The following is a 16,318-nucleotide window of genomic DNA, read 5'->3' as shown; positions in this document are numbered from 1 at the left end:
TATTCGTAAATCATATTGAGGTGAAAAAAATGAATTTATTAAACGTAGCAATTCAAAATGCAGGCTATGAAAAAGATGAACCGGTTATTCATGATATTCATTTCTCAGTTAGTAAGGGAGAGCTAATTGGTTTAATTGGTCCGAATGGTGCAGGTAAAAGTACAACTATTAAAACAATTCTAGGATTGCTTGACCATAAAGCAGGGGAAATTTCTTTTTATAATGAAGCGAGCTATTCGTATATTCCAGAAAGGCCGATTTTTTATGACGAACTGACTTTATGGGAGCACTTGGACTTTATTGCAGCCGTAGAGAATCGAGATGATCAAGCGTATAAGGCAAAGGCGGAGGAATTGTTAATAAGTTATAAGCTGCTTGAACATGCACATGAATTTCCCGGCAAATATTCAAAAGGCATGCAGCAAAAAGCTATGCTGATCTTAGCGATGATTACTGAACCAGATGTATATATCATAGACGAGCCTTTCATTGGGCTGGACCCGAATGCGATGAAACTCTTCCTTACGTCCATTGAAGCTGAAAGGGAGCGGGGAGCTGCCATCCTTATGTCCACCCACGTATTGGATACGGCAGAAAAGGTGTGTGACCGTTTTTTAATTATTCATCAGGGTGAGCTTCAAGCAGCCGGTACCTTATCTGAGATAAGAATTCAATGTCAATTGCCTGAAGGTTCTCTGTATGATTGCTTTCATACCATTGCAGAAGGTGATGCCATTGAATAGCTGGAGTATCTTTCTAAAGAGGTTAAGGAAAAATAGCAATTATCAGTTTCGGGTTTTCCGTTCCGTTGCAGATTGGACAGTTGTTATATATATTCTTCTTCCAGCCGCATTGATTGCTATCTTCAATTATTATTCTTGGTGGATGGAAGCACCCAAATGGATAGAGGGTATTCCCTTTTTTCTTATTTTTTCCTTGATGTATGCAATGATTTGGGCCGGGAATTTACGAACCTATGTGGAAGAAGCGGATAAGGTTTTTCTAATTAGGCAAAAACCGCTATTTATGAATATGAAAAAATGGGCTTATGGTTATACGATTGTTCATGAGGCTGTCGGTTTATTGATTTCATTTCTTTTGCTTCTACCAATGCTGCTCTATCACTATCAATTGTATTGGCTAGATATCATTTTACTTCTTCTCTTTTTGCTCTCGTTAAAATCTTTTATATTGCTTATTAAATATCATTTGCGAAAAATTGAACACCGCTGGAAAAAGCTTGCGCTGCAAAGTTTGGTTTTTCTTATTCTAGGTGTTTATTCCATACTTATTTTTCAAATTTGGCAAAGCAATTTATTAATACCTGTCATTGCCCTCTCTTGTCTCACTTTTATGTTATCGATTATTTTCAGTTTGAAAGCATTGCTCACTCATGCTTCAATTGAACATGAGATCGCCATACACCATGAAGAGAGGACGAAAAATATCGATAGGATTTTCATGATGGCTCAAGAAATTGGCAAACCTCGTATATCCAATAGAAAAAAGCCATTGTTTTGGAAGAAATCAAAACGGATTTTTCGTAATAGGACGCCTGTGAATGGTTTCGCTGAATTATTTATTAAAGCTTTTATTAGGAACCATACCTATTGGTTAAGTTATACGCAAATCATTTCAGTCTGTACGGCCGCAATTGTCATCATTCCGCCTCTATGGATAAAGGTTCTGATGTTCTTCATTTTCCTAATCTGGCTGCATTCATGGTTAGTGAATGTGTGGGATCAAATCTATTATGCGAATTTGCAAGTGAAGAAGTATGTTGAACGGGATGATTATTATATTGCAAGGACTCGTGCAGTCCGATCATTCATGGTATTAGGAATTATTCTTCTTACTTTCTTTGTAACTATCGGTCTTAGTATATTTGCGATGATGCAGTTTGTGGATATACAATCAGGATTGAGGGAAATGTTATAATAGTATTAGGCTTTTTAAAGCAAGGCTGTAGACAAACTTATATCAATTTATGAAAAAGAGTGGTATGGGATATTCCGAAGCTTTCCGCAGGAGTTGAACGGTAAGCATGCCCAAATCCAAGGCAGTTGGCTCACTTTAACTTTTGTCGACTTGCAGTTTTTAAAGCATATACAGTTCTACACACAAAAGTGTCGATTACATATTCAGGAGGTTTCCCCATTGAAACAGATTAATTGGCAAGAAGAAGTAATGAAGAGAAAAGAAGATATTATTGCAGATACGCAGAAGCTTCTGCAAATTAAAAGTGTGCTTGACGATGAAAATCCTGAGAAAGAAGCACCCCTTGGTAAAGGGATAAAGGAAGCGCTTGATTTCATGCTCCAGCTTGGTGAGAAGGATGGCTTCATACCGAAGAATGTCGGCAATTTAGCCGGTCATCTGGAGTTTGGAAATGGAGAAGAAATTCTCGGAATCTTATGCCATGTCGATGTAGTGCCAGAAGGTGATGGCTGGTCAAGTGATCCATATGGTGCTGAAATGAGAGATGGAAAGATTTTTGCCAGAGGAGCGATCGATGATAAAGGGCCAACTATGGCTGCCTATTATGCAATGAAAATAATTAAAGAGCTAGATGTACCGGTTAATAAGCGCGTTCGGATGATTATCGGGACAGATGAGGAAAGCGACTGGCGCTGTGTTGATCATTACTTTGAAAATGAAGAAATGCCAACACTCGGCTTTGCCCCTGATGCAGACTTCCCGATTATATATGCCGAAAAAGGGATAGCAGATTATGATATCGTTCAAAAAAAAGAAGGATTTCCTACAGTTGAAAACCCTCAAGCAGAGCTAATATCCTTTCATTCCGGAAGAAGATATAATATGGTACCTGATTTTGCAAAGGCATCATTGCTAATCCATTTTGAACCAACAGAAATTGTCCAAAAATATGCAGATTATCTTAAGGACAGAGGTCTGGAAGGCAATTACTTTATGGAAAAAGGGGAGCTGATATTAGAACTGGAAGGTGTATCTGCCCATGGTATGGAACCGAAAAACGGCAAAAATGCCGGACTGCTAATGACGGCATTTCTAGCGGATATAAGCCTTGATTCTAAAGCAGCTGCATTTATCCAATTCACAGATAAATATTTTGGCTTTGATTCAAGAGGAATGAATCTAGGTATTGCTTATTCGGATGATATTACAGGTGATTTAACGATCAATGCAGGAAAATTGATGTTCACCAAAGAAGAAGGCGGACGCCTAGGTTTGAATATGCGTTATCCTGTAACAACTGATATAGACGGATCACTTCAAAAGATAGAGTCATTAGCAGAAAAGGAAAATATGTTAATTGAAAACTTAGATGACTCAAAACCGCATCATGTGAATAAAGATGATTTCCTGATTAAAACGCTGCAAAAAGTCTATGAGGATCAAATCGGTGAAAAAGCAGAGCTGCTTTCCATTGGCGGCGGTACGTATGCCCGGTCATTAAAAGCGGGTGTAGCCTTCGGTGCATTGTTCCCAGGCAGAGAAGATGTAGCCCACCAAAAGGATGAATATATGTATATTGAAGATTTACTAAAAGCCACAGCTATTTATGCTCAAGCCATCCATGAACTATCTAAATAATCTATTGTCAAATTTATGTTATCTTGGTAAGATAGCATCAAGTTTAACGCTTTAAAGGGATTAAGTTATTTTGTTTAAAGATATATTTTTCAAATTAGAAAAAATGTCTAGCGCAGCGCTTTACTCCCACGGGTGGTCTAGGGGGATTCTCTCAAAAAGGTAAGTAACACCTTTCTGTGAGGCTCGTCTTATACTAGTCTTTGGGCTGAGCAGGGCGCTCGGCGCTTTTCTTAAAAGGAGATGCAGGGGAAATGGATTACGTCATCGTAAATGGCAACTTGATTGAACGTTCAGAAGCACGACTAGATATTGAAGACCGTGGCTATCAATTTGGTGATGGTGTGTACGAAGTCATCCGTGTATACAATGGAAAGATGTTTACCGCACAGGAACATCTTGAACGTATCGTGCTTAGCGCAAAGAAAATTGGGATGGAACTTGTTTATTCAGTTGAAGACATGAAAAAACAATTGACCGAGTTAATTGAGAAAAACGAAGTGAAGCTTGGCACGATTTATATGCAAATTTCAAGAGGGGTTTCACCAAGAAATCACCCTTATCCCAATCCGGTTGTGCCGCATACTTTAGTAGCCTACACAAAAGAAGTGGCAAGACCTATTCCGAATTTAGAAAATGGCGTTAAAGCGATATTAAAGGAAGATATTCGCTGGCTGCTTTGTGATATCAAAAGCTTAAACCTGCTTGGTAATGTAATGGCGAAGCAGGAAGCGGTGGCTGCCGGGTGCTATGAAGCCATTCAGCATCGAGGAGATACAGTTACTGAAGGAAGCTCATCTAATATCTCAATCATAAAAGATGGCAAGTTGATCACACACCATGCGGACAACTTAATTCTAAATGGGATTACGAGAAGAAAGGTGCTTGAAGTTTGCGGCAAAGGAAATATTCCTGTTGTAGAAGAACCATTCACATTGTCTGACTTGGATGCTGCGGATGAAGTATTTCTATCCAGCACAACTTCAGAAATCACACCGATCGTGGAGATTGCAGGCAAACAGGTTGGCAACGGCCAACCAGGACCAGTTACGAAAAAAATTCAAGCCTTATTTGATAAAGAGATCGAAGCAGAATGCGGAAGTTTGAAAGAATCAATCAAATAAAGAGATGATAGCTGACGTGTGACTAATCGCACGTCTGCTTTTTTTAGAGATTAAGACAGTAAAGTGTATATTTGGCGGATAAAAATCTATATATCAATAAAAAATTAAACATATCAACTAAATAACCAGACAGTCCGAAACCACACTATGATCGCTACAAAAAAACACTCGGGAACCGAGTGTTTTTTTAGCGGTATTTTATTTAAATAAGTCACTAGATAAATATCTTTCTCCAGTATCGCTAACAATAAATACGACAACATCTTCAGTTGTGAGTCTTTTAGCTACCTGTATGGCAGCATAACAAGCAGCACCGGATGATGGACCGACGAGAATGCCTTCTTCTCTCGCCATCCTTCTCGTTGTATCATAGGCTTCTTCATCGCTGATTTGATGGATTTCGTCATACACATCTGTGTTTAAAATGTCAGGGATAAAACCGGGACTCGTACCGACGAGCTTATGCTTGCCTGGTTTGCCTCCAGAGAGAACAGGAGAGCCTTTTGGTTCAACTACATGTACATGTAAATCTTTATAGTGTTCTCTCAGCACTTCGCCGGTTCCAGTAATTGTTCCCCCTGTCCCAGCAGTCGCAACAAAAGCTGACAGCTCTTTGCCAATCTGCTTCATCCCATCGATAATCTCCACCGCAGTAGTCGTGCGATGTGCATCTGGGTTTGCCGCATTTTCAAATTGCATGGGTACAAAGCTATTTGGAATTTCCTTTGCGAGTTCTTTTGCTTTTTTAATCGAACCAGGCATTTTTTCATCACCAGGGGTAAGTACAACCTTAGCACCGTATGCTTTTAATAAGTTGATTCTTTCTAGTGTCATGGTATCTGGCATGACAAGAATGGATTTATATCCACGGGCAGCTGCGTTCATTGCAAGTCCGATGCCTGTATTTCCGCTCGTAGGCTCAATGATAGTTGAGCCTTCCTTTAAGAAGCCTGCCTCTTCGGCTTTAATAATCATATTATAAGCAGCGCGGTCCTTCACGCTTTTACTAGGGTTAAAGAACTCCAGCTTTGCATAAATGGCTGCCCCATCCTTTGGTGCAAGATGATTCAATTTAACTAAGGGCGTATCACCAATTAAATCTGCAAGATTTTCAACAACCTTCATATATTCTCTTCCTTTCATTGTATCCAATAGTCATGTTTTATTTATATCATATTTATCGTATCCAATATAGGCTGCTCCAATCAAATCATTTGAACTATAGCTTTCAAATAAGAGTGAAAAATCGGGGAATGAGGCTTATGGACTATTTGTTCCTTCTGCTTTTTGAAAATTCTTTGATAAAATGAATAATAAGAATAACTGACTGGAGTGAATGGATGTGAATGACTGTCGACAGGCTCACTTTTTCTTCGCCGTTAGTCTGCCTGAGGAAGTGAAACTGATTTTAAGAGAGCAATGTGAAAGAATGAGAACTGATATGTCTTTTAAAAAATGGGTTCATCATGAGGACTATCATATTACGCTGGCCTTTCTTGGTGCAGCAACTGCAGAGAAACTAAATACAGCCGTTGAAACCATAAAGAAAAATATACAAGAAACGCACGAGTTTAATGCTGTCATTCAACATTTTGGAACTTTTGGAAAAGCCGATTCACCACGCATTTTATGGGCTGACCTACAACATAATGAACAGTTGATTTCTTTGAGAAATCAAGTATTTTCCGGTTGCCTATCAGCTGGTTTTCAGCTCGAGACCAGGCCATTCACCCCTCATATTACACTTGCTCGCAAATGGTCGACAGAAGAGCATTTTATCGAAGGCGGCAAATATTTTGATGAAGGTCTTTCCTTTATGGTAAATGAAGTAGTATTGTATAGAACTCATTTAGATCAGATTCCTAAATATGAAAAAATAGCTATAATTCCGCTCACTAATGAGTAATAAAAATGAAATCATAAGGCAGGATTGAGGAATGGGACAGTTAATAAAATTACAAGATTATGTTTCGCGCTACGAACACAATATATTTTTATATCCTTCTAGATTTGTAAGGCTTAAACAGCAGCAATGGAGTAAGTTACAACAGAGCTGGGATGGGAACCAATTTGAGGAACAATTCCAGCAACAGGAGGCAGCGGCTCAAGAGTATATGGATGAAAAACGTACCTTTAAGGAGAAAATCAAGGGGCTTATTTCTAAAACCCAAAAGGAAAATGACGCTGGCAAAATAGATGTCATTGATGGAAGTAAAGATGTTCATACGACCCAAGAAGATATCCTCGACTTTCAAGCTGTTTTTACAGTGAAGCCTGAATCCATCCTGGAATTGAAACAGCAATTTCTTGACCAATTATTCCGCTTCCAAATGAAGTGGGCAAGTTCAACTTTAAGAGAGAAATCGGATGTCAGCCGCAAGTACTATTATGAGGAAAGATTAAAGTATCTGTTGCAAAGGTTTCCAGATACATATCTCATTTTATATCAACCGATTTTCAAGTTTAAAAATGCCCCGGTTGCAGCTGAGAATATCATTGTGACACCGACAGAAGTATGGTGTATCAGCTTCTTGGAGGAGGATCATATGACTGTTTATACAGGGTCAACGGAACATTTCTGGCTCGCTAAGGAGGAAAAGAGAGAGAAAAAGGTCTTGAATCCGCTGATTGCTTTAAGTCGTACAGAAAAAATTGTGAAGCAAGTTCTCCGTAAACATGAGATTGATTTACCAGTAAAACAAGCAGTCCTATGCAGAAATGGATATATAGATTATCCTACTGTGCCATTGGCTATCCAACTGATTGATAGAAAAAAATACGATGAATGGTTTACGCGAATGAGAAATGCGCGTTCGCCTTTGAAGAATATCCAGTTAAAATCTGCTCAAGCCTTGCTGCAATATGGAGATAGTACATCCTATCCTAGACTTGAGTGGGAATCGTTCAATGAATAAATGGGGTAGGGTCCAATGAAGCTGGCAGAGGTTAACTTTATTATTAACCCAGTAGCCCAAAACGGATATTGCCTAAAGGTATGGTCAAAGCTGGAGAAAAAGCTATTGCAGAGCGGTGTTGGGTATAAAGCTTTCTTTACTTCCTATCATGGCCATGCAAAAAATATTGCTGAATTACTAGCTGTGGAAGCGAACGGAGAAGAAGCCTTTATTGTTGCAGTCGGTGGCGATGGAACGATTCATGAAATAATTAATGGAATATGCGGGTATGCAAATATTAAAATCGCGTTCATCCCATGTGGTTCGGGAAATGATTTTGCACGTGGGTTCTCGATATCTAAAAATCCGCAACAAGCACTTCTTGATATCATTCAAAATATAAATGGTAAAGTAGATTGGATTGATGTAGGGGTCATTCAAGATAAAGAGGAGAAACTGACTTGCTTTATTAATAATATGGGTTGTGGTTTTGATGCGCTTATTGCACAAAAGGTCAATCAATCTAAATTGAAACGTGTTTTTAATCGGCTATCTATGGGGAAATTAATTTACGTGATTGTTGTTTTAAAAGAATTGTTAGCGTATCAGCCATCTGAATTAAAGGTCATTATTGACGGCCGTGAGCATAGGTTCAAGAAGGTTTGGTTTATTACAATTTCAAATCAGCCATATTTTGGCGGAGGCATGAAGATTTCACCAAACGCTTCACCGCGAGATGGTTTATTAAATATCACTGTGGTACATCATTTATCAAGAATAAGGTTTTTACTATTGTTTGCATCTGTATATAAAGGGAATCATGTGAGGTATAAAGAAGTTCTGACCTATACAGGGACAGTCATTACAATAGGTGCTAATTCGCCTTTATATACACATGCTGATGGAGAATTAATTGGTCAAACGCCTATGGCCGTTTCTATCAAACCGAATATTGTCGCGTTATCTTCAGGAAGAATAAATGAAAAAAGGAGCTGAACCCCTTTTGCATGTTATTAAAAGAAGCTTTTTTTCATATTTGGACGAAATGCAACTAATTACGATCTTGATGCCATTTGACAATCATCACGGGCAATCAGCGTTTTTCACTTTAATCCATGCGGGTGTCCAAACTCCTTTAAATATAATCGGTGTTATCGAGATTGAGAATAACAAAAAATATATATGCTCTGTCGAGGAAGAAATCATTTTTGGCAATCGATATTGGATTATGAATGAGCATGGCGAAAAGACAGATTTGCAAATAGGCGCTGTGATTAGAACATCAGCGTTTGATGAAAGCTTTTTTTACGAAGGAGAACTTGGAGTCTCTTATGAAAACTCAAACACTCTTTTCCGCTTGTGGGCACCGACTGCGACTGACGTAAAGCTCCTCCTGCAATCACCTGTTCAAAGCGTATCGAAAAAAGTAAACATGAAGAGATGTCATAAAGGGGTATGGGAGATTACTGAACAAGGCGACTTGGATTTATGGAGATATACCTATCATACTTGCGTAAATTTAGAATGGAGAGAAGCCGTTGATCCATATGCCATAGCTGTAACAGTGAATGGAAAACAAGGGGTCATTATCGATAAGGAAAAAACAAAAAAGCAAAAGCGGGCTTTGCCTCACCTTAATCAGCCAACAGACAGCATCATTTACGAAACGCATATTCGGGATTTGACGATTCATCAACAAAGCGGAGCTTGCAATAAGGGGACGTATTTAGGGGCTTCAGAGCTAGGAACAACAAATCAACATGGGCTATCAACAGGTCTTTCCTATATTAAGGAACTCGGTGTGACTCATATCGAGTTTCTCCCAATGAATGATTTTGAAGGTGTAGACGAAAGAAAGAAGGATGGTCAATACAACTGGGGCTATAATCCCTTGCATTATAATGTGCCGGAAGGAAGCTACTCTATAGATCCATCTGATCCTTATAGTAGAATAATCGAATTAAAGGCAATGATTGATACCATCCATTCAGAGGGTATAAGAGTAATTATGGATGTCGTCTATAATCATGTATTCATGCGGGAGCGTTCTTCTTTTGAAAAAATCGTTCCAGGCTATTTTTTTAGGCATGATGAAAATGGAATGCCTTCGAATGGCACAGGTGTTGGGAATGATATGGCCTCAGAACGACTGATGGTAAGAAAGTTCATTGTAGATTCGATCACATATTGGCTAAAAGAATATCATGTTGATGGTTTTCGCTTCGACTTGATGGGCATCCATGATGTGGAAACAATGAATAAAGTGAGAGAGGCAGCAGACCTCATCAGTCCGTCGATATTAATCATTGGTGAAGGCTGGGATTTAAATACACCAATCAATCCGGATAGAAAGGCGAATATAAGTAATCAAGCACAAATGCCAAGAATTGCACAATTTAATGATTGGTTTAGAGATACAATAAAGGGTAATACCTTTAATTTATATGATAGAGGCTATGCATTAGGAAATGATTTTTATTATGATGCAGTCAAGCAAGTGGTAAAGGGAAGTATTGGTGAGCACGGTGTATTTCAACATCCCATACAAACAGTCAACTATGTAGAAGTGCACGATAATCATACCTTATGGGATAAAATTGACGTTTGTTTTCCTCATGAATCAGATAAAATAAAGCAAAGCAGACATCGATTAGCAACGTCGCTTGTATTACTTGCTCAAGGTATTCCATTCCTCCATAGCGGCCAAGAATTTTTTCGTACGAAACAAGGAAATGGTAATAGCTATAAATCCCCAGATCATATAAATAGGCTTGATTGGGATGCGAGAAGTAAATTCAAGGGAAATATTGATTATATGAAAGGGCTCATTCAACTTCGGAAAAAATATCCGCTTTTTAGAATGACCGATGCGAATCAAATAAAAGACATGATGACCTTTCTTCACGTTGAAAAACCAATGGTTGCATTCCTATTACAAGGTGAGGGATACGAAGGGAAAATCATTGTTTATTTAAATCCAACTAATAAAGATTCAGGGTTCATCCTGCCGGGAGGAGGTTGGCAGTTACTTGCTAATGAAGTTCAAGCTGGAATAAAGCCAATCCACTCATACGCTGGCAAAAATGAATTAACGATAAAGGCATTAAGTATCCAAGTATTTATACAATGTGATCGTTAGCGAAAAGATGACTTGACTAAAAAAGCCATTACGAGATAAAATTTATAAAGATAGCTATTGTAGGATTTTTGTATCAATAGCTTTTTTTATTTTAAGAAAAAAGAATAAATTATTTATATAGGCATGATGAACATGCTTTTTTAATAAAGGAGTACAAGCAGTCTGTACGATGCAAGGTCGTGCATGATACTCTTTAAACTAGGGGATTGCTGGTGTACTTTGTACTGAATTTCTTGTACTCGTCTTATTTTGGTCAACTTGATTAAGGTGATTGCTTTTCTTAATACAGCTGTTTTGCAAATGGCATAGTAAATTGCAGGTGAACTATTTTGGAAAATTTTTTCGGGGAAGATTGGGAGATTGTCCCAGCTGGTGGAGCAACTGGAGAAGCTTATTATGCTCAACATGAGGAACAAAGATTATTCTTGAAAAGGAATTCTTCTCCTTTCCTAGCTGTGCTTTCTGCTGAAGGTATTGTCCCCAAGCTGGTATGGACAAAAAGGATGGAAAATGGGGATGTCTTTACTGCGCAACAATGGATGAATGGTAGTGAATTAAAGGCATTTGAAATGAATAATGAGCGAGTAGCTCGGCTTCTGAAAAAAATCCATTCTTCTAAGCCGCTGCTAGGAATGCTGACTCGACTCGGCAAGTCAGCAATTGATCCAGAAACTGTTCTCCAAGGCATTTTAAAGGAAATGGATCGTGATTTAATAGATCAGGATGTCATTGCAAACTCTATTCACTTTTTAAAAGGGAAGGTTTCAAGCCTTTATTGTGAAGAGAAAACCGTCTGTCACTGTGATGTAAACCATAATAATTGGCTACTCACAGAGGATAATCAGCTCTATTTGATTGATTGGGATGGGGCAATGATCGGTGATCCAGCCATTGACTTGGGTACGCTTTTATATTCTTATATACCTGTTGATGAATGGTCAGACTGGGTCAAGCGTTATGGACTTGAACTTACGGATGATTTAAGACTGAGAATGAAATGGTATGTCATTGCTCAAACCTTGGATTCAATTCAATGGCATAAAGGCAAGTTTCGTTACTCGGAAATGAATAATCTCATTCAAAGCTTAGGAAGAATGCTGTCATTAGATTAAGTCAACTGATTCATACCATTCACCCATTGGGAAAGCTCTTCTCGGCTCGACTCAATATGTTGATTTAAGTGATTAGATTGAATTCCGCTTTGACTATATTGATATACTTCTAATAATATGGGTTTTAAATCTTGCTTAAGGTCATTTTGGGTCATTAAGGATTTAACTAACCGTTCTACTTGCTCGCATTCAGATATGGATCCGCAGCAATCGCTTTGATGGTTATTTAATATATCTTTTAATAACCATAATTGGTCCTGTAGGCGAATTGGCACAAAAAACATCCTTTCTTATTGAAATTGATAGATGAAGAAGGAATCACATTTAGGTTGTGATTCCTTTCATATTTTATGCATATGTGAAAGATTGAACGAAAACTGGCAGCTTACATTTAGCACCGGAAAAAAATATAGTAAAGAAGTTGGCTGCAAAAGCTTGCGCGCTTCTGACTGAACATGATATGTTTTGAACGATAAATATTATAGGAGTGTCATTATGCGACAAAGAAATAAACCATGGGCGAAAGATATGCTCGCTGAAAACCCTCAATACGTCATCGCTTCCCCTGAAAGCAATAAAGGTAAATGGCGTGAGTATTTTGGTAACGACCACCCAATTCATATTGAAATCGGGACCGGTAAAGGCCGTTTTATTACGGGAATGGCCAAGCAAAATCCAGAAATTAATTATATAGGTATAGAGCTTGCAGAGAGCGTCATTGTCTCAGCTTTGGAGTTAATTATTGAAGAAGAACTGCCAAATGTGAAATTAATGAATATCAACGCTGAGGATTTACGCGATATTTTTGCCAAGAACGAAACCAACCGGGTCTACTTGAATTTCTCTGACCCATGGCCAAAAAAGCGCCATGCGAAACGAAGACTAACATACAAAAATTTTCTATCTCTTTATGAAGACATCCTGCCGGAAAAAGGTGAAATCCACTTTAAAACCGATAACCAGGGATTATTTGAATATTCGCTTACTAGCTTTTCAGAATATGGCATGCTATTAACGTATGTAAGCCTTGACCTCCATAAAAGCGAGTATGAAGGAAATATCATGACAGAATATGAAGAGAAATTCTCTAAAAAGGGCAGCCGTATTTTTCGCTGCGAGGTTCAATATAGATAGAGAAAAATCGTGTGTGCTGAGGCATACGCGATTTTTTTGATGAATAATTGGCTGGTAAATTCTGTAGGATTGGTGAATCACTGAAAAAATATTATTATGATCCATCTAATCGAAATAAATGGGAATTACAGCAACTAACCTCTTTGTATCATTTTTCGAATGAAAGTTCTTAATATTTCATCAACTATATATGTAAATGGTAGAATAAAGGTGAGATGCGAGAGCTAAGGAGGAACATAATGGAGACCTTACAAATTGATGATTTAAAATTTACTTGGTTGCGTGGGGGTGTAACCCATTTGGATGGGGGAGCAATGTTTGGCGTTGTGCCAAAGCCTCTATGGTCAAGAAAGTATCCAAGCAATGATAACAATCAGATCCAGCTGCGTACGGATCCAATCTTAATTCAATGGGAAGGGCAGAATATTCTCGTTGAAAGCGGCTTAGGTAATAATAAGATGGATGAGAAACAGAAGCGCAATTATGGAGCACTGGAAGAATCAAAGGTGGATGAGGATTTACAATCTTTAGGTCTTACACCTGAAGATATTGATTATATACTAATGACCCATCTGCATTTTGATCATGCTTGCGGGCTTACCAAACAGGAGAATGATGGTTTTGTTTCCGCTTTTCCGAATGCAAAAATTGTTTCATCCAAGATTGAATGGGATGAAATGAGAAATCCAAATATCCGTTCTCGGAATACATATTGGAAAGAAAATTGGGAGGCAATAACAAACCAGGTCATAATTTTTGAAGGTGAATGGTCGCTTGGCCCAATCCGTATGGTCCATACAGGCGGTCATAGTGACGGGCACTCTATTCTAGTCATTGAAACTGGGGAACAGTTGTTGATTCATATGGCTGATATCATGCCGACCCATGCTCATCAAAATGTTCTATGGGTTCTTGCGTTTGATGATTATCCGATGGACTCCATTTCTGCTAAGCAAAAGTGGATGAAGATTGGTCTTGAAAAGAATGCTTGGTTTTTATTCTACCATGATGCGATTTATCGAGCGGTCAAATGGGAGCAAGATGGCAAAAAGATTGCTGCCACCATTGAGAGAGAAAAATAAGATAAAAAAACGACTTACATGTTAGTATGTAAGTCGTTTATTTTTAGCTGATTAAAGAGGATATGCATCTAAGATCACACCCGTTTTTGCGTCCGCTATGAACTCATATTGTTTCACTTCTTCGCCAGTATGTCTGGAAATTCCGCCTTTATAAACTTCGTAGTGAAGTTGGCCTTTCTCATAGGGTTCTTTTTTCATATGTATCCAAGAGCCACTAATGGAACCAACCTCTTTAAAGGCAGCCTTTGCATTGTGCAATGCTTTTTCTGGTGATACTTCAATCTTTTCAGAAAGTAGTTCTCTAGTAATATAACCACCGGCTAGCCCTAGACCAATTCCTAATACAAATGATTTCCAATTCATAATTGCACCTCCGTAGGTTGAAAATAAGTGGAATAACTGATGAAGCAAAATGAATTTAATTATGGTTAATGGTTTCATTTTTAGAATCTTCTTTCTTATCTTAGCAAAAAACGGTTAAATTAAAAACTGATTGCCATCGGATAAATGGTGGCAACCAGTAAGAAAGTTCTGTAAAATGAAATCTATACATATGAAGTGAATTATGAGCAGGACAAAAAAAGGAGTGGGTAATCATGAATGAAAACACATTAGCGCTTTTTAAAACATTAACAGAGCTACCGGGCGCACCAGGAAATGAACATCTAGTCAGAAACTTTATGCGTGAGCAATTAAGCCAATATGCAGATGAAATTGTCCAGGATAAGATTGGCAGTATTTTTGGTGTGAAGCGGGGAAAAGAAGAAGACCCAACGATCATGGTTGCGGGTCACATGGACGAAGTTGGCTTTATGGTAACCTCGGTAACAGACAATGGGATGATCCGCTTTCAAACATTAGGCGGCTGGTGGAGCCAGGTGCTGTTGGCACAGAGAGTCCAAATTATCACTGATAACGGTCCGGTCATTGGAGTGATTGGTTCTATCCCTCCTCATTTATTAGATGATGCAAAGAAAAATAAACCGATGGAAATCGGGAATATGCTGATTGATATTGGTGCAGATGATCGCGAAGATGCGAAGAAAATTGGGATTAAACCAGGGCAGCAAGTGGTGCCGATTTGTCCGTTTACTCCTATGGCAAATGAAAAGAAAATATTGGCAAAGGCTTGGGATAACCGCTATGGCTGCGGATTAGCAATTGAGCTTATGCAAGAATTAAAAGATGAAACACTTCCAATTAATTTATGGTCAGGTGCAACGGTCCAAGAGGAAGTCGGATTAAGAGGCGCAAAAACAGCGGCAAATATGATTAACCCGGATTTATTCTTTGCGCTTGATGCTAGCCCTGCAAATGATATGACGGGTAATAAAAATGAATTTGGCCAGCTTGGCAAAGGGACGCTGTTAAGAATTTTTGACCGCTCCATGGTCACTCATCGCGGGATGAGAGAGTTTGTTCTAGATACAGCTGAATCAAATAATATTCCATATCAATACTTTGTTTCTCAAGGTGGAACGGATGCAGGAAGCGTGCACTTATCCAATGAAGGCGTGCCAAGTGCGGTTGTGGGCATTTGCTCACGTTATATCCACACACATGCTTCGATGGTTCATGTAGATGACTACGCTGCAGCGAAGGAATTACTTGTGAAGATTATCAAATCATTGGATCGCACAACAGTTGAAACGATTCGCCAAAATAGCTAAAGAAAAATGAGAGACAGCTCTGAGCTGTCTCTTTTTCTAAAAAGAGGGGTCTTATAGATGAGAGTGGTTATAGGTTCAAAAAATCCAGCGAAGATTAAGGCGATAGAAACTATTTTTAGCCAATATAAAGCTGAGTTCATAGTGATGGATATACCGTCGGGTGTAGCCGAGCAACCATTTTCGGATGCTGAAACGATTAAAGGAGCTGTTAATCGTGCTGCTGATGCTCTTTATTCAGGTGAGGGTCAGATTGGTATAGGTCTAGAAGGAGGAGTTGAGAAGACAGAAAACGGGCTATTTCTGTGCAATTGGGGTGCATTAGTTGAAAAGGATGAACCCCCAATTATCGCTGGAGGTGCTAGAATTCTACTGCCTGAAGAAGTGGCCGATCGCTTAGTAAAAGGTGAAGAGCTAGGTCCAGTTATGGACGATTATGCAAAAAAGCAAAATATCCGCCATAACGAAGGGGCAATTGGTGTATTTACGAATGGACAAATCAATCGGGCTGACATGTTTACCCATGTGGCAAAGCTTTTGCTGGGTCAATATGAATATAGACATGTAAAAAGGAGATAGCGTGTACTATCTCC

General features: G+C 38.7%; 16 protein-coding genes. 13 read left to right on the top strand and 3 right to left on the bottom strand.

The window, feature by feature from the left end:
• Nucleotides 1–29: 29 nt before the first annotated feature.
• The 4 genes from J2S17_RS19940 (at nt 30) to dat (ending at nt 4,697) form a co-directional block, all read left to right on the top strand.
• A complete protein-coding gene (locus tag J2S17_RS19940; protein WP_307477520.1) occupies nt 30–743 on the top strand; it encodes an ABC transporter ATP-binding protein in 714 nt (237 codons plus the stop codon).
• On the top strand, nt 727–1,938 hold the full coding sequence (locus J2S17_RS19935) for an ABC transporter permease (RefSeq protein WP_307477565.1): 1,212 nt from the start codon (nt 727–729) through the stop codon (nt 1,936–1,938). The genes J2S17_RS19940 and J2S17_RS19935 overlap by 17 nt, the downstream gene beginning before the upstream one ends.
• A 219-nt stretch (nt 1,939–2,157) precedes the next feature.
• Entirely contained in the window at nt 2,158–3,576 is a 1,419-nt protein-coding gene (pepV, locus tag J2S17_RS19930) for a dipeptidase PepV (protein ID WP_307477519.1), read from the top strand.
• A 251-nt stretch (nt 3,577–3,827) separates the two neighbouring features.
• Entirely contained in the window at nt 3,828–4,697 is an 870-nt protein-coding gene (dat, locus tag J2S17_RS19925) for a D-amino-acid transaminase (RefSeq protein ID WP_307477518.1), read from the top strand.
• Nucleotides 4,698–4,895: 198 nt separating this feature from the next.
• On the opposite strand, the gene cysK is transcribed toward dat, so the two are convergent.
• The gene (gene cysK, locus J2S17_RS19920) at nt 4,896–5,822 is read right to left on the bottom strand and encodes a cysteine synthase A (RefSeq protein WP_307477517.1); all 927 of its coding nucleotides are present in this window, start codon (nt 5,820–5,822) and stop codon (nt 4,896–4,898) included.
• Between the two features lie 217 nt (nt 5,823–6,039).
• Between cysK and thpR the strand changes: the two genes are divergently transcribed.
• The 5 genes from thpR to J2S17_RS19895 all read left to right on the top strand — a co-directional run bounded on the left by thpR (nt 6,040) and on the right by J2S17_RS19895 (nt 11,842).
• Nucleotides 6,040–6,603 carry an RNA 2',3'-cyclic phosphodiesterase gene (gene thpR, locus J2S17_RS19915; RefSeq protein ID WP_307477516.1) on the top strand — a complete coding sequence of 188 codons (564 nt, stop codon included), beginning with the start codon at nt 6,040–6,042 and terminating at the stop codon, nt 6,601–6,603.
• Between the two features lie 31 nt (nt 6,604–6,634).
• On the top strand, nt 6,635–7,612 hold the full coding sequence (locus J2S17_RS19910) for an NERD domain-containing protein (RefSeq protein WP_307477515.1): 978 nt from the start codon (nt 6,635–6,637) through the stop codon (nt 7,610–7,612).
• Nucleotides 7,613–7,627: 15 nt separating this feature from the next.
• On the top strand, nt 7,628–8,587 hold the full coding sequence (locus J2S17_RS19905) for a diacylglycerol/lipid kinase family protein (RefSeq protein WP_307477514.1): 960 nt from the start codon (nt 7,628–7,630) through the stop codon (nt 8,585–8,587).
• The gene (pulA, locus tag J2S17_RS19900) at nt 8,571–10,730 is read left to right on the top strand and encodes a type I pullulanase (protein ID WP_307477513.1); all 2,160 of its coding nucleotides are present in this window, start codon (nt 8,571–8,573) and stop codon (nt 10,728–10,730) included. Before J2S17_RS19905 ends, pulA begins: the two co-directional genes overlap by 17 nt.
• Nucleotides 10,731–11,059: 329 nt before the next feature.
• Nucleotides 11,060–11,842: a phosphotransferase family protein gene (locus J2S17_RS19895; RefSeq protein ID WP_307477512.1), complete on the top strand. Its 783-nt coding sequence runs from the start codon at nt 11,060–11,062 to the stop codon at nt 11,840–11,842.
• Here the strand turns inward: J2S17_RS19895 and J2S17_RS19890 are convergent.
• On the bottom strand, nt 11,839–12,117 hold the full coding sequence (locus J2S17_RS19890; RefSeq protein ID WP_307477511.1) for a YtzH-like family protein: 279 nt from the start codon (nt 12,115–12,117) through the stop codon (nt 11,839–11,841). The two genes, J2S17_RS19895 and J2S17_RS19890, sit on opposite strands and share 4 nt — an antisense overlap.
• Nucleotides 12,118–12,337: 220 nt before the next feature.
• On the opposite strand from J2S17_RS19890, the gene trmB reads away from it, so the two are divergent.
• Together trmB and J2S17_RS19880 are read left to right on the top strand one after the other, a co-directional pair.
• Nucleotides 12,338–12,976, top strand: coding sequence for a tRNA (guanosine(46)-N7)-methyltransferase TrmB (trmB, locus tag J2S17_RS19885; protein WP_307477510.1), 639 nt, complete (start codon nt 12,338–12,340; stop codon nt 12,974–12,976).
• A gap of 239 nt (nt 12,977–13,215) precedes the next feature.
• The gene (locus J2S17_RS19880; protein ID WP_307477509.1) at nt 13,216–14,058 is read left to right on the top strand and encodes a YtnP family quorum-quenching lactonase; all 843 of its coding nucleotides are present in this window, start codon (nt 13,216–13,218) and stop codon (nt 14,056–14,058) included.
• Nucleotides 14,059–14,109: 51 nt separating this feature from the next.
• Here J2S17_RS19880 and J2S17_RS19875 read toward each other — a convergent pair whose 3' ends face one another.
• Nucleotides 14,110–14,421: a PepSY domain-containing protein gene (locus tag J2S17_RS19875; protein WP_307477508.1), complete on the bottom strand. Its 312-nt coding sequence runs from the start codon at nt 14,419–14,421 to the stop codon at nt 14,110–14,112.
• A gap of 233 nt (nt 14,422–14,654) precedes the next feature.
• Here J2S17_RS19875 and J2S17_RS19870 point away from each other — a divergent pair, with 233 nt between their 5' ends.
• Together J2S17_RS19870 and J2S17_RS19865 are read left to right on the top strand one after the other, a co-directional pair.
• Nucleotides 14,655–15,728 (top strand): M42 family metallopeptidase, encoded by a 1,074-nt coding sequence (locus J2S17_RS19870; RefSeq protein WP_307477507.1) that lies wholly within the window; start codon nt 14,655–14,657, stop codon nt 15,726–15,728.
• Between the two features lie 57 nt (nt 15,729–15,785).
• Nucleotides 15,786–16,304 carry a DUF84 family protein gene (locus J2S17_RS19865; RefSeq protein ID WP_307477506.1) on the top strand — a complete coding sequence of 173 codons (519 nt, stop codon included), beginning with the start codon at nt 15,786–15,788 and terminating at the stop codon, nt 16,302–16,304.
• The last annotated feature ends 14 nt before the right edge of the window (nt 16,305–16,318 follow it).

Origin of the sequence: Cytobacillus purgationiresistens (assembly GCF_030813235.1) — a bacterium.
Taxonomy (GTDB): Bacteria; Bacillota; Bacilli; order Bacillales; family Cytobacillaceae; genus Cytobacillus; species Cytobacillus purgationiresistens.
Note: the sequence above shows the minus strand (reverse complement) of the source record. Positions and strands in the feature narration are given on the sequence as shown.

What these genes read in the sequence shown, in the direction of transcription:
- J2S17_RS19940 (WP_307477520.1), top strand. Translation starts at nt 30, where the DNA reads ATGAATTTATTAAACGTAGCAATTCAAAATGCAGGCTATGAAAAAGAT.
- dat (WP_307477518.1), top strand. Translation starts at nt 3,828, where the DNA reads ATGGATTACGTCATCGTAAATGGCAACTTGATTGAACGTTCAGAAGCA.
- cysK (WP_307477517.1), bottom strand. Translation starts at nt 5,822, where the DNA reads ATGAAGGTTGTTGAAAATCTTGCAGATTTAATTGGTGATACGCCCTTA.
- J2S17_RS19910 (WP_307477515.1), top strand. Translation starts at nt 6,635, where the DNA reads ATGGGACAGTTAATAAAATTACAAGATTATGTTTCGCGCTACGAACAC.
- J2S17_RS19905 (WP_307477514.1), top strand. Translation starts at nt 7,628, where the DNA reads ATGAAGCTGGCAGAGGTTAACTTTATTATTAACCCAGTAGCCCAAAAC.
- pulA (WP_307477513.1), top strand. Translation starts at nt 8,571, where the DNA reads ATGAAAAAAGGAGCTGAACCCCTTTTGCATGTTATTAAAAGAAGCTTT.
- trmB (WP_307477510.1), top strand. Translation starts at nt 12,338, where the DNA reads ATGCGACAAAGAAATAAACCATGGGCGAAAGATATGCTCGCTGAAAAC.
- J2S17_RS19880 (WP_307477509.1), top strand. Translation starts at nt 13,216, where the DNA reads ATGGAGACCTTACAAATTGATGATTTAAAATTTACTTGGTTGCGTGGG.
- J2S17_RS19875 (WP_307477508.1), bottom strand. Translation starts at nt 14,421, where the DNA reads ATGAATTGGAAATCATTTGTATTAGGAATTGGTCTAGGGCTAGCCGGT.
- J2S17_RS19870 (WP_307477507.1), top strand. Translation starts at nt 14,655, where the DNA reads ATGAATGAAAACACATTAGCGCTTTTTAAAACATTAACAGAGCTACCG.
- J2S17_RS19865 (WP_307477506.1), top strand. Translation starts at nt 15,786, where the DNA reads ATGAGAGTGGTTATAGGTTCAAAAAATCCAGCGAAGATTAAGGCGATA.